The organism is Staphylococcus simulans (genome assembly GCF_002994445.1).
GTDB classification, from domain to species: Bacteria; Bacillota; Bacilli; order Staphylococcales; family Staphylococcaceae; genus Staphylococcus; species Staphylococcus simulans_B.
Genome location: NZ_MRZJ01000004.1, coordinates 169132 through 195370 on the forward strand (window position 1 = coordinate 169132; position 26239 = coordinate 195370).

General features: G+C 37.7%; 27 protein-coding genes. 17 read left to right on the top strand and 10 right to left on the bottom strand.

Annotated features, from left to right (window positions below; all coding sequences use genetic code 11):
- Position 1 precedes the first annotated feature (1 nt).
- From C7N65_RS07260 to C7N65_RS07280, 5 genes are all read left to right on the top strand, one after another.
- Positions 2 to 808: an ABC transporter permease gene (locus tag C7N65_RS07260; RefSeq protein ID WP_105993813.1), complete on the top strand. Its 807-nt coding sequence runs from the start codon at positions 2 to 4 to the stop codon at positions 806 to 808.
- The gene (locus C7N65_RS07265) at positions 805 to 1617 is read left to right on the top strand and encodes an ABC transporter permease (protein WP_105993814.1); all 813 of its coding nucleotides are present in this window, start codon (positions 805 to 807) and stop codon (positions 1615 to 1617) included. Before C7N65_RS07260 ends, C7N65_RS07265 begins: the two co-directional genes overlap by 4 nt.
- Positions 1614 to 2687 carry an ABC transporter substrate-binding protein gene (locus C7N65_RS07270; RefSeq protein WP_105993815.1) on the top strand — a complete coding sequence of 358 codons (1074 nt, stop codon included), beginning with the start codon at positions 1614 to 1616 and terminating at the stop codon, positions 2685 to 2687. The genes C7N65_RS07265 and C7N65_RS07270 overlap by 4 nt, the downstream gene beginning before the upstream one ends.
- Before the next feature lie 34 nt (positions 2688 to 2721).
- Positions 2722 to 3876, top strand: a complete 1155-nt coding sequence (gene auxB / locus C7N65_RS07275; RefSeq protein ID WP_199790664.1) for a lipoteichoic acid stability factor AuxB — start codon at positions 2722 to 2724, stop codon at positions 3874 to 3876.
- Positions 3877 to 4070: 194 nt separating this feature from the next.
- Complete coding sequence (locus C7N65_RS07280; RefSeq protein ID WP_105993817.1) at positions 4071 to 4697, top strand: DUF4064 domain-containing protein; 627 nt, start codon at positions 4071 to 4073, stop codon at positions 4695 to 4697.
- Positions 4698 to 4752: 55 nt separating this feature from the next.
- On the opposite strand, the gene C7N65_RS07285 is transcribed toward C7N65_RS07280, so the two are convergent.
- Positions 4753 to 6099 carry an Nramp family divalent metal transporter gene (locus C7N65_RS07285; protein ID WP_199790665.1) on the bottom strand — a complete coding sequence of 449 codons (1347 nt, stop codon included), beginning with the start codon at positions 6097 to 6099 and terminating at the stop codon, positions 4753 to 4755.
- A gap of 208 nt (positions 6100 to 6307) precedes the next feature.
- On the bottom strand, positions 6308 to 6919 hold the full coding sequence (locus C7N65_RS07290; protein WP_105993819.1) for a YktB family protein: 612 nt from the start codon (positions 6917 to 6919) through the stop codon (positions 6308 to 6310).
- A 121-nt stretch (positions 6920 to 7040) separates the two neighbouring features.
- On the opposite strand from C7N65_RS07290, the gene C7N65_RS07295 reads away from it, so the two are divergent.
- Positions 7041 to 7859: an inositol monophosphatase family protein gene (locus C7N65_RS07295; RefSeq protein ID WP_105993820.1), complete on the top strand. Its 819-nt coding sequence runs from the start codon at positions 7041 to 7043 to the stop codon at positions 7857 to 7859.
- A gap of 160 nt (positions 7860 to 8019) precedes the next feature.
- On the opposite strand, the gene C7N65_RS07300 is transcribed toward C7N65_RS07295, so the two are convergent.
- On the bottom strand, positions 8020 to 8214 hold the full coding sequence (locus C7N65_RS07300) for a DUF5325 family protein (protein ID WP_234019056.1): 195 nt from the start codon (positions 8212 to 8214) through the stop codon (positions 8020 to 8022).
- Between the two features lie 90 nt (positions 8215 to 8304).
- On the opposite strand from C7N65_RS07300, the gene typA reads away from it, so the two are divergent.
- Positions 8305 to 10152 (top strand): translational GTPase TypA, encoded by a 1848-nt coding sequence (gene typA / locus C7N65_RS07305; protein WP_105993821.1) that lies wholly within the window; start codon positions 8305 to 8307, stop codon positions 10150 to 10152.
- Positions 10153 to 10288: 136 nt separating this feature from the next.
- On the opposite strand, the gene C7N65_RS07310 is transcribed toward typA, so the two are convergent.
- Positions 10289 to 10489 (bottom strand): DUF2197 domain-containing protein, encoded by a 201-nt coding sequence (locus C7N65_RS07310; RefSeq protein WP_105993822.1) that lies wholly within the window; start codon positions 10487 to 10489, stop codon positions 10289 to 10291.
- A gap of 1 nt (position 10490) precedes the next feature.
- A complete protein-coding gene (locus C7N65_RS07315) occupies positions 10491 to 10973 on the bottom strand; it encodes a hypothetical protein (protein WP_105993823.1) in 483 nt (160 codons plus the stop codon).
- A gap of 134 nt (positions 10974 to 11107) precedes the next feature.
- Here C7N65_RS07315 and C7N65_RS07320 point away from each other — a divergent pair, with 134 nt between their 5' ends.
- The 3 genes from C7N65_RS07320 to C7N65_RS07330 all read left to right on the top strand — a co-directional run bounded on the left by C7N65_RS07320 (position 11108) and on the right by C7N65_RS07330 (position 16696).
- On the top strand, positions 11108 to 11383 hold the full coding sequence (locus C7N65_RS07320) for a YlaN family protein (RefSeq protein WP_105993824.1): 276 nt from the start codon (positions 11108 to 11110) through the stop codon (positions 11381 to 11383).
- A gap of 239 nt (positions 11384 to 11622) precedes the next feature.
- Positions 11623 to 12843 (top strand): cell division peptidoglycan polymerase FtsW, encoded by a 1221-nt coding sequence (gene ftsW, locus C7N65_RS07325; RefSeq protein WP_105993825.1) that lies wholly within the window; start codon positions 11623 to 11625, stop codon positions 12841 to 12843.
- A 403-nt stretch (positions 12844 to 13246) separates the two neighbouring features.
- A complete protein-coding gene (locus C7N65_RS07330; protein ID WP_105993826.1) occupies positions 13247 to 16696 on the top strand; it encodes a pyruvate carboxylase in 3450 nt (1149 codons plus the stop codon).
- A gap of 101 nt (positions 16697 to 16797) precedes the next feature.
- Here C7N65_RS07330 and C7N65_RS07335 read toward each other — a convergent pair whose 3' ends face one another.
- Positions 16798 to 17715, bottom strand: coding sequence for a COX15/CtaA family protein (locus tag C7N65_RS07335; RefSeq protein ID WP_105993827.1), 918 nt, complete (start codon positions 17713 to 17715; stop codon positions 16798 to 16800).
- A 305-nt stretch (positions 17716 to 18020) separates the two neighbouring features.
- Here C7N65_RS07335 and cyoE point away from each other — a divergent pair, with 305 nt between their 5' ends.
- The 4 genes from cyoE to C7N65_RS07355 all read left to right on the top strand — a co-directional run bounded on the left by cyoE (position 18021) and on the right by C7N65_RS07355 (position 21039).
- On the top strand, positions 18021 to 18932 hold the full coding sequence (cyoE, locus tag C7N65_RS07340; RefSeq protein WP_105993828.1) for a heme o synthase: 912 nt from the start codon (positions 18021 to 18023) through the stop codon (positions 18930 to 18932).
- A gap of 25 nt (positions 18933 to 18957) precedes the next feature.
- A complete protein-coding gene (locus C7N65_RS07345) occupies positions 18958 to 19419 on the top strand; it encodes a DUF420 domain-containing protein (protein WP_105993829.1) in 462 nt (153 codons plus the stop codon).
- 123 nt (positions 19420 to 19542) lie between these two features.
- A complete protein-coding gene (locus C7N65_RS07350; protein WP_105993830.1) occupies positions 19543 to 20583 on the top strand; it encodes a CAP domain-containing protein in 1041 nt (346 codons plus the stop codon).
- 15 nt (positions 20584 to 20598) lie between these two features.
- Positions 20599 to 21039 carry a YlbF family regulator gene (locus C7N65_RS07355; protein ID WP_105993831.1) on the top strand — a complete coding sequence of 147 codons (441 nt, stop codon included), beginning with the start codon at positions 20599 to 20601 and terminating at the stop codon, positions 21037 to 21039.
- A gap of 87 nt (positions 21040 to 21126) precedes the next feature.
- Here C7N65_RS07355 and C7N65_RS07360 read toward each other — a convergent pair whose 3' ends face one another.
- Positions 21127 to 22053 carry a glycerophosphodiester phosphodiesterase gene (locus C7N65_RS07360; RefSeq protein ID WP_105993832.1) on the bottom strand — a complete coding sequence of 309 codons (927 nt, stop codon included), beginning with the start codon at positions 22051 to 22053 and terminating at the stop codon, positions 21127 to 21129.
- A 141-nt stretch (positions 22054 to 22194) separates the two neighbouring features.
- Here C7N65_RS07360 and C7N65_RS07365 point away from each other — a divergent pair, with 141 nt between their 5' ends.
- Positions 22195 to 22449: a DUF2129 domain-containing protein gene (locus tag C7N65_RS07365; RefSeq protein WP_105993833.1), complete on the top strand. Its 255-nt coding sequence runs from the start codon at positions 22195 to 22197 to the stop codon at positions 22447 to 22449.
- Between the two features lie 52 nt (positions 22450 to 22501).
- Here C7N65_RS07365 and C7N65_RS07370 read toward each other — a convergent pair whose 3' ends face one another.
- Positions 22502 to 22891 (bottom strand): hypothetical protein, encoded by a 390-nt coding sequence (locus tag C7N65_RS07370; RefSeq protein WP_105993834.1) that lies wholly within the window; start codon positions 22889 to 22891, stop codon positions 22502 to 22504.
- A 62-nt stretch (positions 22892 to 22953) separates the two neighbouring features.
- Here C7N65_RS07370 and rsmD point away from each other — a divergent pair, with 62 nt between their 5' ends.
- Both rsmD and coaD read left to right on the top strand, forming a co-directional pair.
- Positions 22954 to 23505 carry a 16S rRNA (guanine(966)-N(2))-methyltransferase RsmD gene (gene rsmD / locus C7N65_RS07375; protein WP_105993835.1) on the top strand — a complete coding sequence of 184 codons (552 nt, stop codon included), beginning with the start codon at positions 22954 to 22956 and terminating at the stop codon, positions 23503 to 23505.
- A complete protein-coding gene (gene coaD, locus C7N65_RS07380; protein WP_105993836.1) occupies positions 23498 to 23983 on the top strand; it encodes a pantetheine-phosphate adenylyltransferase in 486 nt (161 codons plus the stop codon). The genes rsmD and coaD overlap by 8 nt, the downstream gene beginning before the upstream one ends.
- Positions 23984 to 24045: 62 nt before the next feature.
- Here the strand turns inward: coaD and C7N65_RS07385 are convergent, their stop codons facing one another.
- Positions 24046 to 24993, bottom strand: coding sequence for an ornithine cyclodeaminase family protein (locus C7N65_RS07385; protein WP_105993837.1), 948 nt, complete (start codon positions 24991 to 24993; stop codon positions 24046 to 24048).
- Between the two features lie 14 nt (positions 24994 to 25007).
- Positions 25008 to 26150, bottom strand: coding sequence for a nucleotidyltransferase (locus tag C7N65_RS07390; RefSeq protein WP_105993838.1), 1143 nt, complete (start codon positions 26148 to 26150; stop codon positions 25008 to 25010).
- Positions 26151 to 26239: the final 89 nt, after the last annotated feature.

The window sequence follows — 26239 nt, forward strand, 5'->3', positions numbered from 1 at the left end:
GATGACAAAATTAAATAAATTTTTATTTGTGCCATATTTGATTTGGATGGTTGGGTTTATTATCATTCCAGTTATTTTATTAGTCTATTTCTCATTTTTAGATATTCATGGGCATTTCAGTTTCAGCAATTATCAACAAATATTCAGTCTGCGTTATTTGAAGATGATGGGAATTTCTATTTTTTATGCGGCAGTGATTACACTTGTCACATTGATAATCAGTTATCCAGCGGCTTATTTTATTCGTCAATCAGCCCATCAAAATTTATGGATACTAATCTTAATCATACCGACTTGGATTAATTTACTCCTCAAGACGTATGCATTTATCGGGATTTTCAGTCATGATGGTATTATCAATCAAATATTAGGTGTGATGCATCTTCCAAAAACAGAATTATTATTTACTGCAGCTGCCTTTATTATTGTAGCGAGTTATATTTACATTCCATTTATGATCTTGCCGATATTCAACAGTATGAAATCAATCCCTGATAATCTGCTTCAAGCTTCTACAGACTTAGGAGCGAATAAGTGGATTACATTGCGCAAAGTGATTTTGCCTTTGACAAAAGCAGGGGTATTATCTGGTATACAAGTCACATTTATTCCTGCACTTTCATTATTCATGATTACACGCTTGATTGCAGGTAATAAAGTTATCAATATCGGGACATCGATAGAAGAACAATTTCTGGTGATACAAAACTATGGCATGGGTTCTACCATTGCAATTGCTTTAATTGTCTTTATGGCAGTCGTTTTAGTCATCACGAAATCAGGCAACGAGGGAGGACGCAGATCATGACATGGTATGGCAAATTATATTTAGGGTTACTCGTTATCGGGTTATACATCCCGATACTCTTTTTAATGGTGTATTCCTTTAACTCTGGCGGTAATATGATTCATTTTGAAGGTTTTACGTTAGAACATTATCAAACGTTGTTTCAAAATGATCGCTTGATGTCGATTTTATTCAACACCATCGCAGTGGCACTTTTAGCTGCGGCGCTCTCTACAGTCATTGGTACTTTCGGTGCCATAGCATTGTATCACTTGCGCCATAAGCGCATGAAATTAACATTTTTAACATTGAATAATGTCTTGTTAGTGTCTTCTGATGTTGTTATCGGGGCGTCTTTCTTAATTATGTTTACTGCGATTGGTCATTTTACAGGCATGGGCCTCGGCTTTTGGACTGTATTGATTTCACATATTGCATTTTGTATTCCGATTGTGGTGATTATTGTCTTGCCGCAATTGTATGAGATGAACCAGAATATGTTTACAGCAGCTAAAGATTTAGGGGCCACAGATTGGCAAGTATTGAATCGTGTCATGATTCCGAATTTGATGCCGGCAGTTATTGCAGGGTTCTTTATGGCTTTGACGTATTCATTAGATGACTTTACAGTCAGTTTCTTTGTGACAGGGAATGGCTTCAGTGTTTTATCTGTAGAAGTCTATGCGATGGCACGTAAAGGTATCAGTATGGAAATCAATGCGATTTCTACTTTGATTTTCGGTGTGATTATGATCGGTATCATCGGTTACTATACGATTCAACACTACACTAAACGCCATAGTGCATTGAAAAGAGGTGTGTTGCGATGAATCGAATGCTACAACTGGTTATCGGTGCCTTGGTTATCGGATTGCTATGCCTCGGTGTAAGTAAATGGTATAGTTCAGAGGATGACCAAAAGTCAGGCAAGAAGATTTATGTCTATAACTGGGGAGAATATATTGATCCTGAGTTGATTCAAAAGTTTGAGAAAGAGACAGGCATTCAAGTAGTTTATGAAACCTTTGATTCCAATGAAGCAATGGAAGCTAAGATTCGCAACGGCGGAACGCATTACGATGTTGCTTTTCCGAGTGAGTACACTGTACAAAAGATGAAAAAGGATCATTTGCTGGTGCCTTTAGATCATAAACAGCTGCCGAATATGAAATATTTGGATAAAAGTTATATGAATATGGCTTATGATCGAAATAATCGTTATTCTATTCCATATTTCTTTGGTACAGTGGGTATTATTTATAATAAAGAAGCTTATCCAAAGGAAGATTTTTCATCTTGGAGAAGTTTATATAATCCTAAGTTTAAAAATGATATTATATTAGTGGATGGTGCCCGTGAAATCATGGGATTGAGTTTGAATAAGCTCGGTTATAGTTTGAATGATACCAATCCGAAGCATTTAAACGAAGCTGAAGCGGATTTAGCTCACTTAGCACCGCAAGTCAAAGGTATTGTCGGTGATGAGGTAACGATGATGTTAGAACAGCATGAAGCGAATATCGCAGTAGTATGGAGCGGTACCGCAGCACCTATCGTACAAGAAAATCCTGAATTTGATTATATTGTGCCAAAAGAGGGCTCTAATTTGTGGTTCGATACGATGGTAATACCGAAAACTGCACAAAACAAAGAGGGTGCACATCAATTTATTAATTTCTTATTGGACCCTAAAAACAGTAAGCAGAATACTGAATGGGTAGGTTATGCGACACCGAATAAGGCTGCCGCAAAACTATTGCCTAAAGAAATCAGAACGGATCAGCGTTTTTATCCTTCGAAAGAAACACAAAATAGGCTTGAAGTGTACAAGGATTTGGGTAAAGATATTTTAAGTGATTATAATGAACATTTTCTGAATTTCAAAATGTCATTACAATAAAACGATTTAGTAAGTAGAGTAGGGAGTGTTAATGATGTCTGATGAACCACAATATACACAAATAAAACGCCCAGTCAGCAGAGTCGCAGAAAAAGTACTTGGCTGGCTGAACTGGATTGGATTACTGTTGTTAACAGTAACTACTATGTTTATTGCACTTGTGTCATTCAGCAACAATACATCAATTCAAAATCTAGAACAGTCGATTAATAATAACGACTTAGCACAGCAAGTGTTAGCTAATAACAGTTTAAATACCACACAATTTGTGATTTGGCTTCAAAATGGTATTTGGGCAGTTATTGTTTACTTGATTGTCTGTTTGCTTATTTCTTTCTTAGCACTCATTTCAATGAATATCAGAGTGCTGTCAGGAATATTATTCTTAGTCGCATCTATCATTACGCTGCCGCTTGTATTGTTATTAGCTACAATCATTATTCCAGTATTGTTCTTTATCGTCGCAATTATGATGTTTGCGCGTAAAGACAGAGTGGAAACAGTACCGTATTATCCAGGTGCGTACGGCAATGATTATGACCGTTATGATAGATATGACAGAGAACCATCATATCGCGGCGGCTACTATGAAGAAGAGGAAAGAAATCCGCGCTATGTCCCTTCATATGAGAAACGCAACGAACCGCGTGCACAATATGAAGATGACGAAGATGATGTAAAACCTTATGTACCTAAGAAAGACAGAGTACAAGAAGAACGTTCAGAAGCACCGCATCAAGAAGACAGCGCTGAAACAAGCGATGCGGAACATTCAGAAGCAGAAGCTGCTGGTCCTGCATTCTTATCACGTCAGGCGAAATACAAACAAAAATCAGAAGATGAAGTCAAAGCGCAGCAAGAAAATGAAGCGTATGAACGTGAACAAGCACGCAAGCAAGCGATGGATCAAGAAGAACAAGAACCTGAAGAAGTAAAATACCGCGATACAGAACCGCGCAAAGGTGAAACAGCTGAAGAAAAAGCAGCACGCAAACGTGAGAAAAAAGAACGTAAAAAACGTGCAAAAGAAGCGCGTAAAAACCGTCCAAGTGCGGTTAATCAAAGACGTATGAACTTTGAAGAACGCCGTTCTTTCAACCAAGGCAAAACAAAACCTGAGGCGCCTAAAGAAGAACAAAATGAACAAGCGCAACAAACAGAACAAGATAATCCAAAAGAAAAAGAATAAAGCAAACTAAGCCGAAGCAGTGATGTCACTGACTTCGGCTTTTTTATAATTTCTAAGCAATGTTTCAAAAATAAGTTAATTTATGTACAAAATAAAATAAAAGCGCATAAATCTGAGCTTTAAGGGTATTTACTGTGATAAGACCCGCATCAACGGGCTTTAACAAAGCGATTTTTAATTAGGGAGGGAGAACATTGAATAGAAAAGTTGAAAAAATACTAGGTTGGATAGGTGTCGGCTTAACATTGATTTATATGTTATTGTTCTTAATCGGCATCTTCATGGGCAAAGGTATGCTTTCTGATATTTTACTTAAGCAAGGGGACCCAAGCATGTCGCCTGAATATCTGCATCAAACATTAATCTTTACAACAATAGGTTTGATTGTAGTTGCGATTATTGCGGTTATCGGTTTGGTATTGATTAAGAAAAACCGTATCGCTTCAGGTATCATTTTAATTATTGCGGCGATTGGGGGTATCTTTTTCTCAAACTTCATCTCAACGATTTTATTCTTTATTGCAGGGGTTATGTTGTTTGTCAGAAGAAGCAAAGCTAAAAGCGAAGCGGATAAAGCATACGACAGAGAACATAACTATTTCGATGCTGTATCTAATCCTAATACAGCCTTAGATCAACGTGAAAAGCGTGCTGAGGAACATGCGCATAAAACAGAACATGTTTCAGAGGATAAAGGGCGTGTGCATCAAGAAGACGCTGCTCAACAAGAGGATTTAGATACACATGACTTAACACAACAGCGCAGAAGAAGTTCAAATGAACGTCCGACACGTCATGATTTAGATGATGATTCAAAATAAAGATAAAAAAACGCACGATCAATCGCTATGAATGATTGATCGTGCGTTAACTTTATTATAATTCTTGGAATGTTTGAATAATCAAGTGAATATTTAAGAGACTTAAAATCACAATGAGAGACCATGATATAATGTTGATCCATAATTTGTTTTTAAATTGTCCCATAAGATTCGAGTTGTTAGTCGCAAGCTGAAGCGGTATCAATGTGAAAGGCAAAGCGATACTTAAGAATACTTGCGAGAAGACTAACAGTTGTTCCATCATGCTTTCATTGCCGTGAAAGATAATCAAGCAAATGATAACCGGAATAATTGCGAGTGAGCGCGTAATTAAACGGTTTACCCAGTTCGGCATTTTCAAATTGATGAAACCTTCCATAACGATTTGACCGGCTAATGTACCTGTAATAGTTGAGTTTTGACCAGAGGCAAGCAATGCCACCGCAAAGAGTGTACTCATTAAGCCGCCAAGCGATGCACCGAGCAGCGGTTGTTGTTCTAAGGCTTGATATAAGTCATAGAACCCGCCTAAATTATCCGCATTGCCGCTGCCGAAGAATAATCCGGCACCTAGAACAAGCAATAAGCAGTTAATGACAAATGCGATAGATAATTGGATGTTAGAATCAATCGTCGCATATTTGATTGCTTGTGCTTTTGACGCTTCATCTCTTCTGTTATACGTACGCGATTGCACGATAGATGAATGCAAGTACAGGTTATGCGGCATAATTGTTGCGCCGATAATACCTAGTGCGATATATAACGCACCGTGTTCAGTAATGATACTGCTGCTAGGCACAAATCCGTTTAGGACTTTCACGACATCCGGTGAAGCGATATATACTTCAAAGATGAAGATAGCAAGTACAGTAAAGATTAAGGTACCAACGATTGCCTCTATCTTTCTGAAACCGAATTTCATGATGAATAATAAGATAAAGACGTCTAATACTGTAATAATCGCACCGACCAACAATGGAATTCCGAATAATAGATCAAGTGCAATCGCACTGCCGATAACTTCAGCAATATCCGTAGCAATGATTGCGAGTTCAGCTATAATCCAGAAAATAAATGCGAGCGGTTTGTTTAAGAAATGCTTGGTAACTTGGGCTAAATCATGCCCTGAAGCGATACCTAACCTGACAGTCATGCTTTGCAGGAGCATCGCAGACACACTTGAGATTAAAATCACAAATAACAGAATATATCCGTATTTAGCTCCGCCTTGCATGGAAGTTATCCAGTTGCCGGGGTCCATATAGCCTACTGCGACTAGCAAGCCAGGTCCTAAGAAGGAGAGGAATTTCTGTTTAATACTGCTGTTTGAGTTGAAACTGACAGTATTGTTGATTTCATCTAAGCTGTCGTTATTATAATTGACCTCTCTTTTACTCAAGAAGGTCACCCCCAATTCAATGTGTTCTAATAATGGTTTAATAATAAAGTAAAAATAAAGTTAGGTCAACCTAAAAATTCACAAAATTAAAAGACATATTGTGAACAATGGACAAATTTTGGGAAAATAAAAAGCTGATTTCAAGCATTTGTTGTTGAAATCAGCACGAAGTATCTGTATAAATAGTGTAATGTTTTTTTGTATGCTATTATGGATAGAACTTTAATAATTGTTCGAAAGTCGCTTCTAAGAATTCAATGAAAGCACGGTCTGATTTTAATTCAGGCGAACGCGGAGAAAGGGTGCGTGCAATAAAGAACTCGCCTTTCTTTAATTGTTTGGCACGTGCTAATGTTTCTTCTAAGTCCTCTGTGGTTAAATCTTTAATCAGCGGTTTTTCCATTTTGACGTGATCCGGGCAAATACGGTAATCCTCAGGCAAGTTTTCAATGTCTGACAAATGCTTTTCGAACACGTCGATGGCTTGTGCTTTGTTTTTCGCTTCATGCATCACACCGAACATGACAAAGACTTGCGACTCGTAAAGCCCGATTTGGAAGTGCGGCAGCATTTTATAACCGCGTTTATTAGTTGAAAATGCAATCCATGTATCTTTTGGAGGATTCACTGTACGACGTGCATGCTTTGCGATATGCGGAAAGAATTCGTCGGCAGTATGTGTATTTAAAAAGTCTGTGAAGTGTTCGCCCAAGTTGCGTAATTTGGGGCGGATATCTGATTCAATGGCTTGCATGCGCGCGTCTAAACCAGGCACTTCAAACACTTTGAAGTTTTTTAAAGAAAAAGTATATTTAGACATATTAAGCCTCCTGTTTGCTATTATTGAAAATATTGTAGCATAAGTTAGGCTTTAATGAAGAGTAAATGATATTATATTCACAAATGATAGCGTTAATATGTTACAGAAGGGGTGTCATCAGATGGCAGTTTATGATTTTGCTAAAGGGCTTGTAATAGAAGCAGGAAATAATATTCGTAAAATGATGCAGCAAGATATCGATATTGAAACCAAATCTAATCCGAATGATTTAGTAACGAATGTCGATAAAGCAACTGAAGACTTTATATATAATAATATTATGGAGAATTATCCAGATCATCAATTTATCGGAGAAGAAGGACACGGCAGATCGATGTCTGAAATAGAACAAAAAGGTATGGTGTGGGTGATTGATCCGATTGATGGCACATTAAATTTCGTACACCAGCAAGAAAATTTTGCGATTTCTATCGGTATTTATAATGATGGTAAACCGTATGCAGGTTTCGTTTATGATGTGATGAGAGATATTTTATATCATGCTAAGACGGGACAAGGTGCTTATATTAACGAACAACCGATGAAACCGCTTAATAATACAGTCTTGAATAAAAGTTTAATCGGAATTAATCCAAACTGGTTAACAAAGCCGACAATAGGTGTTATATTCAAAAAGGTAGTAGATGAAGCGAGAAGTTGTCGCGCATATGGTTCTGCGGCCTTAGAAATCATCAATGTAGCGCAAGGGAAATTAGGTGCTTATATCACACCGCGCTTACAACCTTGGGATTTTGCCGGCGGATTAATTATTTTAAATGAAGTAGGCGGTAAAGGAACGGACTTGCTCGGCAATCCGTTGGTTATTACACAACCGCACTCTGTACTTGTAGGCAATGCGGCCATACATGAGGAGATTTTAACAAAACACTTGCTGACGGAGAAGGAAACTTTGACAGCATTACAAAAAAGACATCAATAATTAATAAAAGGTCGGGACCATGTATGCTATTGTGAACTAAGTAAAGTGCACAATAGCATACATGGTCCCGACCTTTTTCTTTTGACTGTATTTATGTGTATTCTCCGTGCTGCAGGGTACTGCAACAAGTGGATACTTTTGTTACGGTAGAAATGAAAGGTTAGAACCAGTCATTTTCGCGATATTTTTTCTTAGTCGTAAAGCCGGCACCGAAAATTGCGATTAAGACAATTGCTGTAATTGCCATAAACCAGTAATTTTGTGCACCTAGACTGAAACTAAACAAGACTAAGAAAATCACTGCAAGAACTGAATAGATCCAGAAGATTGCTTTTGATTTTTTTTCTGCATTCAAACCCCACCTTATTATTCTTTGCTCAATAATATGATATAATAAAAAAGTTGCAAATTGAAGTGGGAATTTACTCAAGAAAGGAAATTTAGTATGACAAATTTAAGAGAAGACGTACGTAATATTGCTATCATTGCTCACGTTGACCATGGTAAAACAACTTTAGTTGACGAATTATTAAAACAATCTGGTATTTTCCGTGAGAATGAGCATGTTGATGAACGTGCAATGGATTCTAATGACATTGAAAGAGAACGCGGTATTACAATTTTAGCTAAAAATACTGCTGTTAACTATAAAGGCACTAGAATTAATATTTTGGATACACCTGGACACGCTGACTTCGGCGGCGAAGTTGAACGTATCATGAAAATGGTAGATGGTGTTGTATTAGTTGTTGATGCCTACGAAGGTACAATGCCTCAAACACGTTTCGTGTTGAAAAAAGCTTTAGAACAAAACTTGAAACCTGTTGTTGTAGTGAATAAAATCGATAAACCAGCAGCACGCCCTGAAGCGGTTGTGGATGAAGTCTTAGACTTATTTATCGAATTAGACGCAAACGACGAACAACTTGAATTCCCAGTAGTATATGCATCTGCTGTTAACGGTACAGCAAGCTTAGATGCTGATAAACAAGATGAAAACATGCAGTCATTATATGAAACAATCTTAGAATATGTACCAGCACCTGTAGATAACAGAGATGAGCCGTTACAATTCCAAGTTGCATTATTAGACTACAATGACTATGTCGGCCGTATTGGTATCGGTCGTGTATTCAGAGGTACGATTAAAGTCGGCGACCAAGTATCCTTATTGAAATTAGACGGCAGCGTGAAAAACTTCCGTGTTACAAAAATCTTTGGTTTCTTCGGATTGAAACGTGAAGAAATCCAAGAAGCACATGCAGGGGACTTAATCGCAGTATCAGGCATGGAAGATATCAACGTTGGTGAAACAGTTACACCGCATGACCATCAAGAAGCATTACCTGTACTTCGTATTGACGAACCAACACTTGAAATGACATTCCGTGTCAACAACTCTCCATTTGCCGGCCGTGAAGGTACTTATGTCACTGCACGTCAAATTCAAGACCGTTTAGATCAACAGCTTGAAACAGACGTATCATTGAAAGTTACACCTACAGATTCACCGGATGCATGGATTGTTGCTGGTCGTGGTGAATTGCACTTATCAATTTTAATTGAAAATATGCGTCGTGAAGGTTATGAATTACAAGTATCTAAACCTCAAGTTATCTTAAGAGAAATCGACGGCTTATTATGCGAACCATTCGAACGTGTACAATGTGAAGTACCTCAAGAAAATTCAGGTTCAGTTATTGAATCATTAGGTCAACGTAAAGGTGAAATGTTAGACATGGTTACAACAGATAACGGTTTAACACGTTTAATCTTTATGGTGCCTGCACGCGGTATGATCGGTTATACAACTGAATTTATGTCTATGACAAGCGGTTACGGTATCATCAACCACACATTCGAAGAATTTCGTCCACGTGTTAAAGGCCGCATCGGCGGACGCCGTAATGGTGTATTAGTATCAATGGACCAAGGTAAAGCTAGTCAATATGCAATTATCGGTTTAGAAGACCGCGGTACAAACTTCATGGAACCTGGTACTGAAGTATACGAAGGTATGATTGTTGGTGAAAACAACCGTGAAAATGACTTAACAGTCAACATCACAAAAACTAAAAACCAAACCAACGTCCGTTCAGCAACAAAAGACCAAACTCAAGTAATGAAACGTCCGCGTATCTTAACACTTGAAGAAGCATTAGAATTCATCGATGATGATGAATTATTAGAAGTTACACCAGAAAACATCCGTATGAGAAAGAAAATTTTAAATAAATCTCAACGTGAAAAAGAAGCAAAACGTGTAAAACAAATTATGGCTGAAGAAGAATAATTTGTTCAATATAAAGTCAGAGCGTTTGAATCGGCAATGATTGCCGGTCCAAACGCTCTTTTTAATTTCAAATACTTTATCTTGTATAAATGTATTTAAGTTTGTTCCTCGGATGTAAAAAAAGACCATGAGATGATTACTCATGATCTTTTGTGAAAATATTAAAGTTATTTTGCGACTTATAGTAATTGTTACGTTGTTTCGGCACATCTAAACGGCTTTTGCATTCCTCGCACATAAATGTACGCATGGGATGATTTTTAAGCTGTTTTGCCTCTAACGTATTTTCGTCTATCAGTACTTCTGTATCACATAAGATACACTGTACTTTTCTCAAGTTATACCACCTCGATATGTGTCACATGTTTGAATTCATGTGAATACCCTTCTTCAGGTATGTACACGAAGCTGTCTACACCGTTATCATCATATAAGCGTTTGCCTTTGTCCGCAAATTTAAAGAAGAGATAAGGCAACAAGCTTAATGGAACTTCAATAGCATCTTCTTCATTAGACAAACGAATTGCGGCTGCAGAATCGTCTGGTTCAGCATTTTTGAAGAAAGGTGTCATATTGATTACAAATGTATCTTCAATCATGGCACGTTTTTTGTATTTGATTTCAGAATTAAGTGTTGGCGGGTTCGTTTGGCCTTCCAAAATCGCTCTGTTCCATTCACGGTTGTTTTGGAATTCTACAGGCTTCGTACCTTCAAAGACACCTGCTTCTAAATCTTCGATTTTTACTTTACGATCATCAAAAATCCAAGTTGTACTATCTAAAGTAATCGGAAATTTGACTTTACCCTTAATTTGTATCATTTTATGCGCTCCCCTTTATATTATCTGAGTCTATGATAACATAGATTAGAAATACTGAATTGAAATTTACTTGCAATTTGATATTGAGTAAGCTAAAATTTTTATATGACAAGAAATGATAGGGGGAGTATGTCATGACGAAAGCGAACACAATAAATAACGCGGCATATGACCAATTAAATAAAGATGCAGATCGTATTCTGCAATTAATCAAAGTACAAATGGACAACTTAACATTGCCGCAATGTCCATTATACGAAGAAGTATTAGATACACAAATGTTTGGCTTGCAAAAAGAAGTAGACTTTGCAGCGAATTTAGGCCTTATTGAAATTGAACAAGGCAAAGAAATTATGCTGCGTCTTGAAAAAGAATTGTCTAAACTTCACGAAGCATTCACAAACGTTTAAAGCAACGGCATCAGATAAAAACGTATGAAGTGGCTGCAGTTCTGTCAGAGTTTGATAGAATCTCCAGCCGCTTTTTTATTTCAAAAAACGTTATAGAATTACTTGCAACACCGCTTAAAAATATGGTTTTATAAAGATATCTTGAAAGTTGAAAAAGAAGTAAGGTGCTATTGCACCTTAAACAAACTCTGCAAAATATTTGAAACTGCTTCAAATATTAGAATTGGATGATTTAATAAATGAATAACGTAAAAGCTTTCTTTCGACATGTAGGGAAGTACGCAAGATATATTGATTACCCGCTTGTAATTACATATATTATGCTTTGCTTAATCGGCTTAGTAATGGTTTACAGTGCCAGTATGGTCGCAGCAACGAAAGGTACATTGACAGGCGGAACACCGGTGTCTGGAACTTATTTCTATACGAGACAATTAATGTATGTCATCATGAGTTTCCTCATTGTGTTCTTTATGGCCTTTTTCATGAATGTAAAAATTCTGCAGAATAAAAAGGTTCAGCAAGGTGTCATGATCGGCGTCTTTTTATTACTATTTGCAACTTTGATTGTAGGTAAGAATATTAATGGTTCTAAAAGCTGGATTAACTTAGGCTTTATGAACTTGCAGGCGTCTGAGTTGTTGAAAATTGCAATCATTTTATATTTGCCGTATATGATTAACAAAAAGCGTGCCAAAGTGCTCGGCAATTCTAAAGTGATATTAGGACCTATATTATTAATTATAGGTTGTATCTTTTTAGTATTGCTGCAGCGGGACGTAGGGCAAACCATGCTGATTACGATTATCTTTATGTCTATTGTCTTTTATGCAGGTATTTGGGTTAAACCGATACTGAAATGGGGCGGATTGATTGCAGCCGGCGGTATCGCCTCGCTGATCTTATTTGCCGCATTAGGCTGGCTGCCTGCATACTTGGTTGCCCGTTTTAGAATTATGACAGACCCGTTCCACTATGAATCCGGAACAGGTTACCATATTTCCAACTCGTTAATGGCGATAGGGAATGGCGGATTATTTGGTAAAGGTATCGGCAACAGTGTGATGAAACTTGGGTACTTGCCAGAGCCGCATACCGACTTTATATTCGCAGTGATATGTGAAGAGCTGGGCTTAATCGGCGGTCTTTTCGTACTTGGCCTCTTGTTCTTTATTGTATACAGAGCATTCCAGCTTGCTGCACAAACACAGTCTTATTTTTATAAATTGGTTTGTGTAGGTATCGCTAGTTATATCGGAAGTCAAACTTTCGTTAACTTAGGCGGTATTTCAGCATTAATCCCGTTAACAGGGGTACCATTGCCGTTTATCAGTTTCGGCGGTTCTTCAATGATCAGTTTAAGTATCGCCTTAGGCTTGTTGTTGATAACAGCGAAACAAATCAAAATGGAAAAAAGAGCAGCACAGCAGCGACATATAGATATTCCAAGAAGATATTAATATTCAAGGCCGAGAGATTTCTTGTCTCTTGGTCTTTTTTATATCTTTTTACGATTTCTTAACAAAACACAAACATTTTTTGAGTGGAGTGCAAGCAATGTTAAGAATTAAAAGTTAAGCTAAAATGATTGCTTTAAGCGAAGTATATAAACAAAAGTTATGATTGGTTATAAGAAAATGTGATATAATATCTGTATGTTTAGATAAGTCATATTATTACCGATGCATGAGCTATTGATTTTAATGCAAAATTAAGTAAAGCCTTTTGTGAAAACAAAAGGCAAAGCTTATTTTTGTGAACGGGCTGTGAAATTAACTGTCATCAATGTTCGTGTTTTGGTATAATAAAATTTACAACAAAGGTTTAGAAAATTCTAATAATTGATTTTTGGGGGTTGATCACTTGAAGAAGATTAATAAATTAATGGTAGCAAACCGCGGTGAAATCGCAATTCGTATTTTCCGTGCAGCCACTGAATTAAATATTAAAACAGTAGCGATTTATTCAAATGAGGACAAGGGTTCATTACATAGAAACAAAGCAGATGAATCTTATTTAGTCGGTGAAGATTTAGGACCGGCAGACAGCTATTTGAATATTGAACGTATTATTGAAGTGGCTAAAAATGCCGGAGTAGATGCGATTCATCCAGGATACGGATTCTTAAGTGAGAATGAAACCTTCGCAGAACGTTGTGAAGAAGAAGGCATTATCTTTATCGGACCAGAATTAAAACATTTAGATATGTTCGGTGATAAAGTCAAAGCACGTGCAACAGCGATTGAAGCGGGCTTGCCTGTTATCCCTGGTACAGACGGACCGATTGAAGATTATCATAAAGCAGCTGATTTTGCGAAAGAAGCTGGTTATCCGTTAATGATTAAAGCCACTAGCGGCGGCGGTGGTAAAGGTATGCGTATTGTGAATGAAGAATCAGAATTAGAAGAGGCTTTTTCACGTGCGAAATCTGAAGCACAAAAATCATTCGGCAACAGTGAAGTTTATATTGAAAAGTATATTAACGAACCAAAACATATCGAAGTACAAGTCATCGGCGACGCACACGGCAATATTGTGCATCTTTATGAACGTGACTGTTCTGTACAGCGCCGTCACCAAAAAGTAGTCGAAGTCGCACCTTCTGTCGGTATGGACCCAGAACTTCGTCAGCGTATTTGCGATGCAGCGCTGCAATTAATGAATAATGTGGGATATGTGAATGCGGGTACAGTCGAGTTCTTAGTATCCGGTAATGAGTTCTTCTTTATTGAAGTCAACCCTCGTGTACAAGTTGAACATACTATTACTGAAATGATTACTGGTATTGATATTGTGAAGTCTCAAATTCTTGTGGCTGACGGCGAATCATTATTCGGTGATGAAATCGGTATTCCGCACCAAGAGTACATTCATACTTTAGGTTATGCAATCCAATGCCGTATCACAACAGAAGACCCGACAAACGACTTTATGCCTGATACAGGCCATATTATTGCCTATCGCTCAAGCGGCGGTTTCGGTGTCCGTTTAGATGCAGGTGACGGATTCCAAGGTGCAGAAATTTCACCTTACTATGACTCGTTATTAGTTAAATTGTCTACACATGCTTTAACGTTTAAACAAACAATTGAAAAGATGGATCGTTCTTTGAGAGAAATGCGTATTCGCGGTGTTAAAACGAATATTCCGTTCTTAATCAATGTGATTAGAAACAAACAATTCCAAGAAGGAGACTATACAACGAAATTTATCGAAGAAACTCCTGAACTTTTCGATATCAAACCGACACAAGACCGTGGTACAAAAACATTGGAATATATTGGTAATGTGACAATCAATGGTTTCCCGAATGTTGAAAAACGTCCGAAACCTGAATTTGAACGTCCGCATATTGAGCGTGTGCCTCAAAGCAAAATCAACCACTTAAGAGGTACAAAACAAATCTTGGATGAACAAGGACCTAAAGCAGTAGCAGATTGGTTATTGAAACAAGATGATGTATTGATTACAGATACAACATTCCGTGATGCACACCAATCATTACTTGCGACTCGTGTGCGTACTAATGATATGCTTGCCATTGCGTCTGAAACAGCAGAAATCTTGCAAGATGCGTTCTCATTAGAAATGTGGGGCGGTGCAACGTTTGATGTGGCATATAACTTCTTAAAAGAAAATCCTTGGGAAAGATTAGAGAAAATGCGAAAAGCCATTCCTAATATCTTATTTCAAATGTTATTACGTGCTTCTAACGCAGTAGGTTATAAAAACTATCCGGATAATGTCATTAAAAAATTCGTACAAGAAAGTGCCGATGCAGGTATTGATGTTTTCCGTATTTTCGACTCATTGAACTGGTTAGATCAAATGAAAGTTGCGAATGAAGCGGTACAAGAAGCAGGTAAAATCTCTGAAGGTACAATTTGTTATACAGGGGATATCTTAGATCCAAAGCGTTCAAACATTTACACATTGGAATACTATGTGAACCTTGCGAAAGAATTAGAACGTGAAGGTTTCCATATCTTAGCCATCAAAGATATGGCCGGATTATTAAAACCTAAAGCAGCTTATGAATTAGTAGGAGAATTAAAAGCAGCAGTTAATATTCCAATCCACTTGCATACACATGATACAAGCGGTAACGGTATCTTAACTTATAAACAAGCAGCTGATGCAGGTGTCGATGTTATCGATACTGCTGTATCTTCTATGAGCGGCTTAACAAGTCAGCCTAGTGCCAACTCATTGTATTATGCATTAAACGGCTTCGGACGCGATGCACGTGCCAATATCAACGGCTTAGAGCGTTTAGGACAATATTGGGATACAGTCCGTCATTACTACAGCGATTTCGAAAGTGATTTCAAATCTCCGAATACAGAGATTTATCAATACGAAATGCCTGGCGGACAATACTCTAACTTAAACCAACAAGCGAAAAGTTTAGGCCTTGGCAATAGATTCCATGAAGTAAAAGATATGTACCGCCGAGTCAACTTCTTATTCGGAGATATTGTTAAAGTAACACCATCTTCTAAAGTAGTTGGAGACATGGCATTATACATGGTTCAAAACGACTTGAATGAAGAAGATGTTTTACGCGACGGTTATAAACTCGACTTCCCTGAATCAGTAGTATCATTCTTTAAAGGTGAAATCGGCCAACCGACTGACGGCTTCAATAAAGAACTTCAAAAAGTTGTATTGAAAGGTCAAACACCTTTAACTGAACGTCCGGGCGAATATCTTGAAGCGATTGATTTCGAAGCCTTGCGCAAAGAACTTCAAGAAAAACAAGATAAACCTGTTACTGAACAAGATTTAATCAGTTATGCGATTTATCCGAAAGTATATGAACAATATATTGCGACAAAAGAACAATTCGGCAATGTCTCTTTATTAGATACACCTACTTTCTTCTTCGGTATGCAAGTCGGAGAAACAGTAGAAGTTGAAATCGATAAAGGTAAAACGTTGATTATTACTTTAGAAGCGATTACAGAACCGGATGAAAAAGGTGTCAGAACGATCTTCTTCATCATGAACGGTCAAACACGACAAATCAAAATCCAAGATGAAAATGTTAAAACAAATGAAACTGTGAAACCAAAAGCAGATAAATCTAATCCGAACCATATCGGTGCACAAATGCCTGGTACAGTTTCAGAAGTGAAAGTAGCAGTAGGCGACCATGTAGACAGCGGTCAAGCACTGTTAATCACTGAAGCCATGAAAATGGAAACAACAGTCCAAGCACCATTCAGCGGTACAGTGAAACAAGTTACTGTCACTAATGGCGAAGGCATTCAAACTGGAGATTTATTAGTAGAACTTGAAAAAGATGAATAATCATTGATTAAGATGTCTTGCGTACCAGCGCAGGGCATCTTTTTTGTCTGTATGCATAAAAAATCCGCTCACCAAGAAGATGAACGGATGAATTAAATATATTATTGATTTGCTTTTTCTGCACGTCTTGTTCGCAGCATTAATAAGATGAAGTAGGCGATTAAACCGAATTCAAATGTGATAATCAATGCGTGTAATAATGCGACTAATAAATTAACACCTGTGAAGATAGATAATGCGCCAGTCACAATTTGAAGCACGATTAATAATAATGCGGCTGTGTAACCATAACGAATTGTACGGTTTTCATGGTAATGTCTGATCGCATAGTTGAATGCGAGGAAGACACTGATACTTGCGACAAGAGCTAAGAGTCTGTGTGCAAGTTGTACCCAGTCTTGTTCAGTATGAGGAATCAAGTCTGCGAACGGTAATGGCCAAGAACCATATGCTAATGAAGAATCGGTATGACGTACAAGGGCACCTGTGTAAATACCAACGTATAAACAAATGGCCATTGTCCATGTATAGATTCTAAGTTTATGGTCGATGTGCACTTTATTCGCTTCGTATTTTTTATCCACATCGAAAATGATAAGTGTAAGTACGAAGACAGATGAGAAACTGATTAATGAAATCCCGAAGTGCAACGCAAGTACATAATCATTTTGCTGCCAAAGTACTGCAGCTGCGCCGACTAATGCTTGGATTAGCAAGAAACCGACACTGATAATTGCTAAAGGTTTTACTTCTTTGATATACCCGATGTTTTTCCAAGCTGTAATGACTAGCCATAAAACAACGATTAATGATAATGCTGATGTAGCACGGTGGCTGAGTTCGATGATGGTATCGATTGGAAGGTTTTGCGGCAAGAATGCACCGTGGCATAACGGCCATGATGAACCGCAGCCGTTTGCTGAACCTGTTTTAGTAACAAGTGCGCCTCCTAATTGAACCCATGCCATAATAATCGTTGCGAGAACTGCTAACCATTTAAGGTTACGTTTCTTAAACAATGTAAAACACCCCACTGATTGATTGACATAGATAAAGGCAGAGAATGGGAACGATAAGTAGAGATTATCGTATTTTCCGCACCTCAAGCCTAGTTGTCATTCGATATTTTGTAATATTTATAAACATTATATCAATAATACCCTAGAATTTTAATAGTAAGTAGATTGAAAATGTGTCACAAAATTGACGATTTATTGAAATAGTTGTTGTCGCTAAAGTGTCACAAATTTGTCTTATTTCATCTAGTCAATTATTACTTTTTGCTATATCATTGTATTATATGAATATTTTAAGGAGGGGCATTATGGATAAAGGACACACTTTGTCGACAAGCTCGAGCCGTGTAACCCTTAAAGAACTGAAAGCAATTATTAAAATGGGGCTGGTTCAGGGGAACTTAATTCCTGCGTTTACAGGATCATGGCTGGCGATTGCATTAGCGAATCATTCCTTCCTATCATCTCTGCCGCAAATTCTGTTAATGATGATTGGTTCAACACTCATCATGGGGGGCGCATGTGCACTCAATAACTATTATGACCAAGATATTGACCGCATCATGCCAAGCAAGCAGTCAAGACCAACAGTCAATGACAGAATTTCAAATAAAAATTTATTGATTTTAAGTTTTGGAATGATGGTACTAGGTGAAATTTTATTATTCATCCTAAACATACCATCAGGTGTTATCGGTTTAATGGGGATTATCGGTTATGTCTCATTTTACTCAATCTGGTCTAAACGCCATACTACTTGGAATACTGTTATCGGGAGCTTTCCTGGTGCTGTACCGCCGTTAATCGGTTGGACAGCGATTGAGGGACAACTCAGCTTAACAGCAATCGCATTATTCTTAGTTGTATTTTGCTGGCAGCCGATTCATTTCTATGCCTTAGCGATTAAACGCCAAGACGAATATTCTTTAGCAAAAATACCTATGCTTCCATCGGTTAAAGGCTTTAACCGTACAAGAGTAGGCATGTTCGTATGGTTAATCGCATTATTGCCTTTACCATTATTGCTTACAAACTTAGGCACGGTGTTCGTTGTATTGGCAACACTTCTGAACTTAGGTTGGATTTATCTTGGATTAACAAGCTTCAAGAAGAACTTCAATCAAAAGAAATGGACTACTTTAATGTTTGTTTACTCACTTAACTACTTAGTGCTATTCTTTGCTTTAGCAGTAGTAATTTCTTTAATCAATATGATTTAAATAAATTGAAGATAGGATGAGATTTATGAGTCTACCTATATTGCCGACAATAAGTACCAGCTGTATTCAGATTTGTGCAGCGCTTGTTATTGTTGGGTGGTACTTGATTAAAAAACGTAAAATTGAAGCGCATAAAAAAGTTATGTTAACAGCTGCTTTCTTTGCTTTAACATTCTTCGTGATTTATGCGAGCAGAACATTCTTTATCGGGAATACCGCTTTCGGTGGTCCCGCATGGTTGAAAGGTTACTATCATTTCTTCTTAATCTTCCACATTGCATTATCAACAGTGGGCGGATTAATGGGATTATTCCAAATTATTACAGCGTTCAAAGATAAATTTAATCTCCACAGAAAAGTGGGGCCTTGGGCTGCAATTATTTGGATCTTTACAGCTTTCACAGGAATCATCGTATACATTTTGTTATATGTTATGTATCCTGGCGGAGAAACAACTTCATTATTCAAAGCTACTTTCGGCTTTTAAACATTAAACATCGACTGATAACGTTTTGTTGTTAGTCGATGTTTTTAATTAGCATACAATCCTTGCGAGTGCACGTGTGAAACGTGTACAATGATAATTACTTAACATTGAGGTGGGCGGAGAATGAGGAACTTAATTATTAAAGTGGTAGGAGTGCTGCTCCTCATAACTTTTCTTATCTATTTATTTTATTCGCCTCGGCTGAAATTTGATGTGTTAGAAAATCCGAACAAGAAAACGCCGACGAAAACTGAACAAACACAAAAGAAAGTAGAACAAGCAGAGAATCCGAAGCCTAAATCAGGTATAGGAACTTGGGTGAATAATGATATTAGCGGTTTAACTAAAAAATTCGGTCAAGCTGACCGCGTTTATGCATATTATGACGACTATAAGAATTATGTATTCAGAGAAAATAACCAATATTATATTGTGACGACTAAAAACAATATTATTAAATCGGTTTATGCGACAGGTACGAAAGCAGATATCGAACCGATTAAAATCTCAGAGGATGCGTCTAGTATTTTTGAAAATACGAGCATCAACCCTGAACCTACAGTCAGTGCCAATGGTAAACAATATGATTTAGAACTTTCAGATGAAGATATGAAAACACAAATGCTGATAAAATACGGCAATACTTACGCACAAGTATACATTGATCAGCAAACCAATAAAGTCGTAGGGGTTCGTTTCTTAGATGCAGAAGCGCTAGTAATGTTTAATCCTTATCAAATGACAAAGTCTTCAGATGAAAAGACAATTGAAAACAAACATAAAAATGTGCCGTATGAACAAAACGTAAACCAATTGATGACGTTATACGAAGTGACAAACCAAATCCGTCACTTAAAAGGATTAAAACCATTTAAAGTTAATAATGATTTAAGTCATATTGCTTCAGTAAACTTATATGAAAGTACCAATAATAAGAACGTTGAATTTACAGAAGGTGCTTTAAAACAACAATTAAACGATAGAGATATCAAGTTCAAATCTGTTGGCCAAAACGTCGGCTATGATTTTAATGATGTACCGACCTTGCTGCACAGTTGGCTGAACTCAGATATACATCGTTCGAGAATCTTGAATACACAGTATACTGAAATGGGTGGAGACGTCATGGATGGTTATTATACATTAATCTTTATTGAAGAATGATGGAAGGTGACACGAATGATAAATACTGAAGTCATTGATGTTTTAGATCATGTAGATGCAGTGAGCGATATGATTTTGCAGTCTGACATTTATCATGCTTATCGTCTTGCACGACAAGAGATGAATGAAGACGAAACAGCACAAGCACATTATCAAACGTTTATGAAAAACAAAGTGCAATATGATGAAGTCATGCGTTTCGGCAAATATCATCCAGATTATCAAACGGTATCGCGTGCAACAAGAAAAAGTAAGCGTGATTACGAAATGGTGCCATCAGTCATGGCATATAAACAAAAGGAAGTAGAACTACAAAATTTGATAGATGAAGTGATTACAATCATCGCAACTTCTATTTCAGATAACGTTAAAATCGAAGTCGGTAATCCTTTCTTCAGAACGGATATGCACGGCTGCAGTACAGGCGGCAGCTGCCAATGCCAAGTACATGCCTAAAGTTTTATAAGATAGATAGAAAGCACACGCTCAAATGAATGGGCGTGTGCTTTTCGTTATAGTTATATAATTTTGTGATGAGATATATTAATGCTGCGATTGATTTTGACGGTATTGGTAAGCTAAATCTGGTCGATCGGTCACAATAGTATGCGTACCTTTGTTGAATAAGTCACTCATTAAATCAATACTGTTCACACCATAATAGCCGGGTACAATATTACGTGAATTCAACCATTGAATTAAACGTTGAGACGTTAATGGAATGCCGTTATAACTTGTAGGCATTTGGAACGTATTGGCTTGTACCTCGAACATGTTGCCGAGTCCGGTAAAGAATTTAGCTAAGCCGACTGTTACTTCTTCTTGACTAGCACCCACAGCGACAGTGCCTAAACTGAATTCAGAGAAGCGGGCGATTTGGTCTTGATAGAAACTTGTGACTAAGACACGGTCTTGTGCATCGTGACGTGCAATCGATTCAAATAATAATTCCGGAGCAATCGTACCTTCATATGAATTTGGACTGTCTTTTAAATCGACATTAATCAACATATCCGGATAAAGTTCTAAGAGTTCATCAAAGGTTAAAATTTTTGCATCCGGATGATTGCGGTAAGGTGTGTCATTATTAATGTCTTTAAAGTGATAGCCTGCATCTAAGCGCTGCAATTCATCTAAACGATGTTCGCGTACTTTGCCTGAACCGTTGGTTGTACGGTCTACTGTCGCATCGTGGAAGACGATTAATTTTTCATCGCTTGTCACGCGGACATCTGTTTCAAAGCCGTCGACTTCATAGTCTTTGGCGTTATCAAATGCAAGTTTCGTTTGTTCCGGACGTAAAGCCATTCCACCGCGATGTGCGAAAATGTAATGGGATTTACGTGTGAAGAAAGGCGGAATCGGATGAGATTCAGGTTGACCCTTAAATTTAGAGAATAAGATAAGTCCGCTGAATATACCGGCAGCACCTGCTGCACTGTTTCTGATAAGTCTACTTATTTTTACCATGTAATTTGCCTCCTAATTTGTTATGAAAACAGCGTCAAGCCTCTGTCTATCACGATAGATTTCAGTGATATCAGTGCTTGTTCGTTATTTCAAAAATGGTCAAGTCGTGATACTATAGATTAAAGTAATGGAGTGATCAAAATGACAGAAATCATACCTAGAACCAGTTTAATTATATACCTTAAGCACATGAAACATGAACGTCATATTAGAAAATACGGGCACATTATCTATAGCAACCGCACACGTAAATACGTTGTCATGTATATTAATGAAAATGATGCAGATCGTATTGTAAACCGACTCATGAAATTAAAGTATGTGCGTCACATTGATGGTTCTCCTTATAAATATTTAAAGAAAACGTATGAAAAAGAAAAATACGAAATCAATTAGCAGCACCACTACTGTATCATCAACTATATCCTAACTTTCATGTCATTAAACGTTATTGCAACGGCGGAATCCAACGATAGAGACGCAGTACGCCGATGAGATAATTGAAGTAGAGGTCTAAATCATAAAAGTCATCGGTTGATTTAACGTCTAGTTCTGTTAATTGCACGTTATGTTGTTCGGCGAATCCTCGAATCATCTCAGACTTTTTATTATCGTTTGGGTGAGGATAGTCAAAAGCATTGACCATAATGTACATGGCTTGGAAGTAATTGCCTTCTGTCGGATTCATGATGATTGCAGCTGAACTCAAGCCTTTTTCTGATTGAGGGCTGTTAAAGAATACAATTCTGTTAATACGAGCATGATTGTATTCGATTAATGTTTTGAACTCGAATAAATCGGTGAGACCTTCACCGAGTACAATAAAAGATTGTTTCATTTTGGAAATCCTCCTTAATACCCAAATTATATTATAGAACGAGAGAGGAAGTGAAGTGTAAGATGAGAGTGATTGCAGGACTGCATAAAAGCAAGCCGTTAGAAAGTTTAGAAGGGCGTAATACACGTCCGACAATGGATAAAGTGAAAGAAAGTATCTTTAATAGTCTGCATGAAGTAAGAGGTATCGGTTTAGATTTGTTTGCGGGAAGCGGAGGACTCGGTATAGAGGCATTGTCTCGCGGTATAGACAAAATGATTTTCGTGGACCAGAATTTCAAAGCTGTCAAAGTTATCAAATCCAACTTGAAAAGCTTGGATTTAATGAAGCAATCAGAAGTATATAAAAACAATGCGGATCGTGCATTGAAAGCTTTAGCGAAACGCGAAATCCAATTTGATTTAATCTTTTTAGATCCGCCTTATGAAAAAGGGTTGATTGATGAGGCACTTGTTAAAATCGCGGAGTTTAACTTATTGAAGAAAAGTGGTATCATCGTGTGTGAGTTCAACCATAAAGAAAACATTGATATTCATACTTTCAAGTTGATTAAACGTTATCATTATGGATTAACAGATACTATGTTATTAGAAAAAGGAGAACATGATGGCTGAAACAAAAGCAGTAATTCCAGGTAGTTTCGATCCAATTACATATGGACATGTGGATATTATCGAACGTGTTGCACAACGCTTTGATGAGATTCATATCTGTGTATTAAAGAATAGTAACAAATCAGGCACATTTACTGTAGAAGAACGCATCGCTTTGATTGAAGCTTCTGTTGCGAACATCCCGAATGTTCAAGTCCACCAATTTAATGGGTTGCTGGTAGATTTTTGCGACCAAATCGGTGCGAAAACAATCATTCGTGGATTACGTGCAGTCAGCGACTTTGAATATGAATTACGTTTAACATCTATGAATAAAAAGCTGAACAGTGATGTAGAAACGCTCTACATGATGACAAGTACTAATTATTCATTTATCAGTTCGAGCGTAGTAAAAGAGGTTGCGCAATACAAAGCGGATATTTCTGAATTTGTACCGCCACCGGTTGAAAGAGCATTAAGAGAAAAGTTCGGAAAATAATTAAAACACGTTTCAACTTTATTCTTGTATGTAACAAGGGAAGTTGAAACGTGTTTTTTGTTTTATTTTAATTGATTGTATGCGCCGATTGCGACAGCTAAATCAAAGTAAGCAGCACCGACACATTTAAAGACAGTAATGCCTTTGTCTGTTTTGCGATACGATTGACCATTTAGCGAGAGGGTCTTCAATTCATCGCTGATTTGGTCGAATGTGAACGTACCGTTCGCATCTGCATCGATTAATTCTCCAGATTCATCTTTGACACCTTCTAAATCATCTACAACAACACTTTCTGCTTGCGGGAAAATGCGATTATCTAGTTCCTTCATCGCCGGCTGGTAAGAACCGATACCGTTGATATGTGTGCCAGGTTGAATATCATCAGCGTTGAACACAGGTGCTGTAGAAGGGGTTTGGCAATTTAAAATATCTGCTTGTTTGACTAGGTCTGCCACATTTTCTTCTACTTTAACGGTTAAGTCCGGATAATCTTTAAGGATGCGTGTTTTGAACGCTTCAGCTTTTTTTGTCGTACGATTGTACAATACAACAGTATCGATATCGCGGACGGCTATATTTCCGAGAAATTGTTCGTACGCCATACCGCCTGTGCCGATCATCCCTAATACATGTGCATCTGCTCTGCTCATGTATTTCGTTGCGATACCGCTTAATGCACCTGTACGCAGACGTGTTAAGTAACTGCCGTCGATAACTGCTGTATGTTCTCCGGTTTGGAGTTGAGTAATCACAATTTGTGCTTGTGTTGTCGGCAGATGATGCTGCGGATTCTCTGGTGTGATAGAAGTGATCTTAATAGTACCGAGCTGCTGCGCAGTATCCACACAAGGCATATACAACATAGACTTTGCGCCATCGCCTGTAGGAATGACAGTACGTTGTGCAGTTTGAATATCGTCTAAATGACGAAAGACATTTTCAATATCTTCAATTGCTTGTGCCATCGGATAATGCTGCTGAACGGTTGTTTCTGAATAAACTTGCATAGATTTTGCCTCCTTTATTCTGACTGTACCCTAATTACCGGTGTATTGAAATCATCTTGGGTTTCTCCTGACATCCAATTATAAATTTCAGTTGCTTGTATCTCATGTTTGAAGTAAGGGGCAGTCGATTGATTGACGTTTGTAATATAATGTCTGTCTGGAAATTGCTGCTTGAGCGATTTCAAATAAGCTTGACCTTTTTCGTTCATACCTAAGATACGGACCGCTGATACATTGTCTTGTTTTTCTGCTTGTTTAAAGTTTAACAAGATGTTCATTAACATACGCTGGATACGGGTATAAGTATAGCGCTTGGTCTTAAGTTGAGACATCAACTGATCAAAGCTTTGTGAATGCAGAATTTGTGCTTTTAAACGATGTTCAAATCCTTCGCTGACTGTGTGAATGTGTTGCAGTTCTTCTGGTGAAGCACGTAAAATTGCATATTTGAGATAAGGGAAGCAATCTTCAGCAGTAAGGTGCGGTTTGTTGTAAAGCTGTTTTACAGCTGGCGGAACAACCGATTCGAACTGCCGGTCTTCATTTTCAAGCGATTTGCGGATGGCTGTACCGCTGGCAAATTGCCTATGCGAAATGGTCGGATGATGGTGTTGTGATTGATGTCTTTTAATCGTATAAGGCGTCATATTCGGTGCAAAATTGTGTATAGCTTGTACATATGAGAGACCTAAGATATTATTAGGTGTCTGAAGCAAATGCGGTTCTCCTAACAATTCATTGATAATTCTAGGATAACTTTTGCCTTCTCGCTGCTTTGTTTGAAATTCAGGGTGTTCTTCGATATGGTTGAGTTGCAAGGCGATGTGCTCGAAATCTTTGATGCTGCCGGATTCGCTTCCAAAGACCAGGGCATCGCAATTCAGATAGTCCGCAACTTTCACACCCATTTCAGCAAAGTATTCACCTGCAGAAAGTGCCGCAAAAGCAGGTAATTCGACGACAAGGTCGCAAGAAGACAAGGCCATTTGCGTACGCAGAAATTTATTGTAAATTGCAGGTTGGCCCCGCATGACAAATTGTCCGCTCATAATTGCCACAGTGACATCTGCATTTGCGATTTGACGTGCTTGTTCAACGTGATAAGCATGCCCGTTATGGAAGGGATTATACTCTGTAATGAGTGCAGCGCATTTCATTTGCAATCCGTCCTTTCAGAATTCATTATTATTATTGTATCAAAAAGTCAGGATGTTAAGAAAAAATCTTGACAACTTAACGCTAGAAA

Bases quoted from the DNA above. Each gene is read 5' to 3' on its own strand.
- C7N65_RS07260 (WP_105993813.1), top strand. From the start codon at position 2: ATGACAAAATTAAATAAATTTTTATTTGTGCCATATTTGATTTGGATG.
- C7N65_RS07265 (WP_105993814.1), top strand. From the start codon at position 805: ATGACATGGTATGGCAAATTATATTTAGGGTTACTCGTTATCGGGTTA.
- C7N65_RS07270 (WP_105993815.1), top strand. From the start codon at position 1,614: ATGAATCGAATGCTACAACTGGTTATCGGTGCCTTGGTTATCGGATTG.
- auxB (WP_199790664.1), top strand. From the start codon at position 2,722: ATGTCTGATGAACCACAATATACACAAATAAAACGCCCAGTCAGCAGA.
- C7N65_RS07290 (WP_105993819.1), bottom strand. From the start codon at position 6,919: ATGTCTAAATATACTTTTTCTTTAAAAAACTTCAAAGTGTTTGAAGTG.
- C7N65_RS07295 (WP_105993820.1), top strand. From the start codon at position 7,041: ATGGCAGTTTATGATTTTGCTAAAGGGCTTGTAATAGAAGCAGGAAAT.
- typA (WP_105993821.1), top strand. From the start codon at position 8,305: ATGACAAATTTAAGAGAAGACGTACGTAATATTGCTATCATTGCTCAC.
- C7N65_RS07315 (WP_105993823.1), bottom strand. From the start codon at position 10,973: ATGATACAAATTAAGGGTAAAGTCAAATTTCCGATTACTTTAGATAGT.
- C7N65_RS07320 (WP_105993824.1), top strand. From the start codon at position 11,108: ATGACGAAAGCGAACACAATAAATAACGCGGCATATGACCAATTAAAT.
- ftsW (WP_105993825.1), top strand. From the start codon at position 11,623: ATGAATAACGTAAAAGCTTTCTTTCGACATGTAGGGAAGTACGCAAGA.
- cyoE (WP_105993828.1), top strand. From the start codon at position 18,021: ATGGATAAAGGACACACTTTGTCGACAAGCTCGAGCCGTGTAACCCTT.
- C7N65_RS07345 (WP_105993829.1), top strand. From the start codon at position 18,958: ATGAGTCTACCTATATTGCCGACAATAAGTACCAGCTGTATTCAGATT.
- C7N65_RS07350 (WP_105993830.1), top strand. From the start codon at position 19,543: ATGAGGAACTTAATTATTAAAGTGGTAGGAGTGCTGCTCCTCATAACT.
- C7N65_RS07355 (WP_105993831.1), top strand. From the start codon at position 20,599: ATGATAAATACTGAAGTCATTGATGTTTTAGATCATGTAGATGCAGTG.
- C7N65_RS07360 (WP_105993832.1), bottom strand. From the start codon at position 22,053: ATGGTAAAAATAAGTAGACTTATCAGAAACAGTGCAGCAGGTGCTGCC.
- C7N65_RS07365 (WP_105993833.1), top strand. From the start codon at position 22,195: ATGACAGAAATCATACCTAGAACCAGTTTAATTATATACCTTAAGCAC.
- C7N65_RS07370 (WP_105993834.1), bottom strand. From the start codon at position 22,891: ATGAAACAATCTTTTATTGTACTCGGTGAAGGTCTCACCGATTTATTC.
- rsmD (WP_105993835.1), top strand. From the start codon at position 22,954: ATGAGAGTGATTGCAGGACTGCATAAAAGCAAGCCGTTAGAAAGTTTA.
- coaD (WP_105993836.1), top strand. From the start codon at position 23,498: ATGGCTGAAACAAAAGCAGTAATTCCAGGTAGTTTCGATCCAATTACA.
- C7N65_RS07385 (WP_105993837.1), bottom strand. From the start codon at position 24,993: ATGCAAGTTTATTCAGAAACAACCGTTCAGCAGCATTATCCGATGGCA.
- C7N65_RS07390 (WP_105993838.1), bottom strand. From the start codon at position 26,150: ATGAAATGCGCTGCACTCATTACAGAGTATAATCCCTTCCATAACGGG.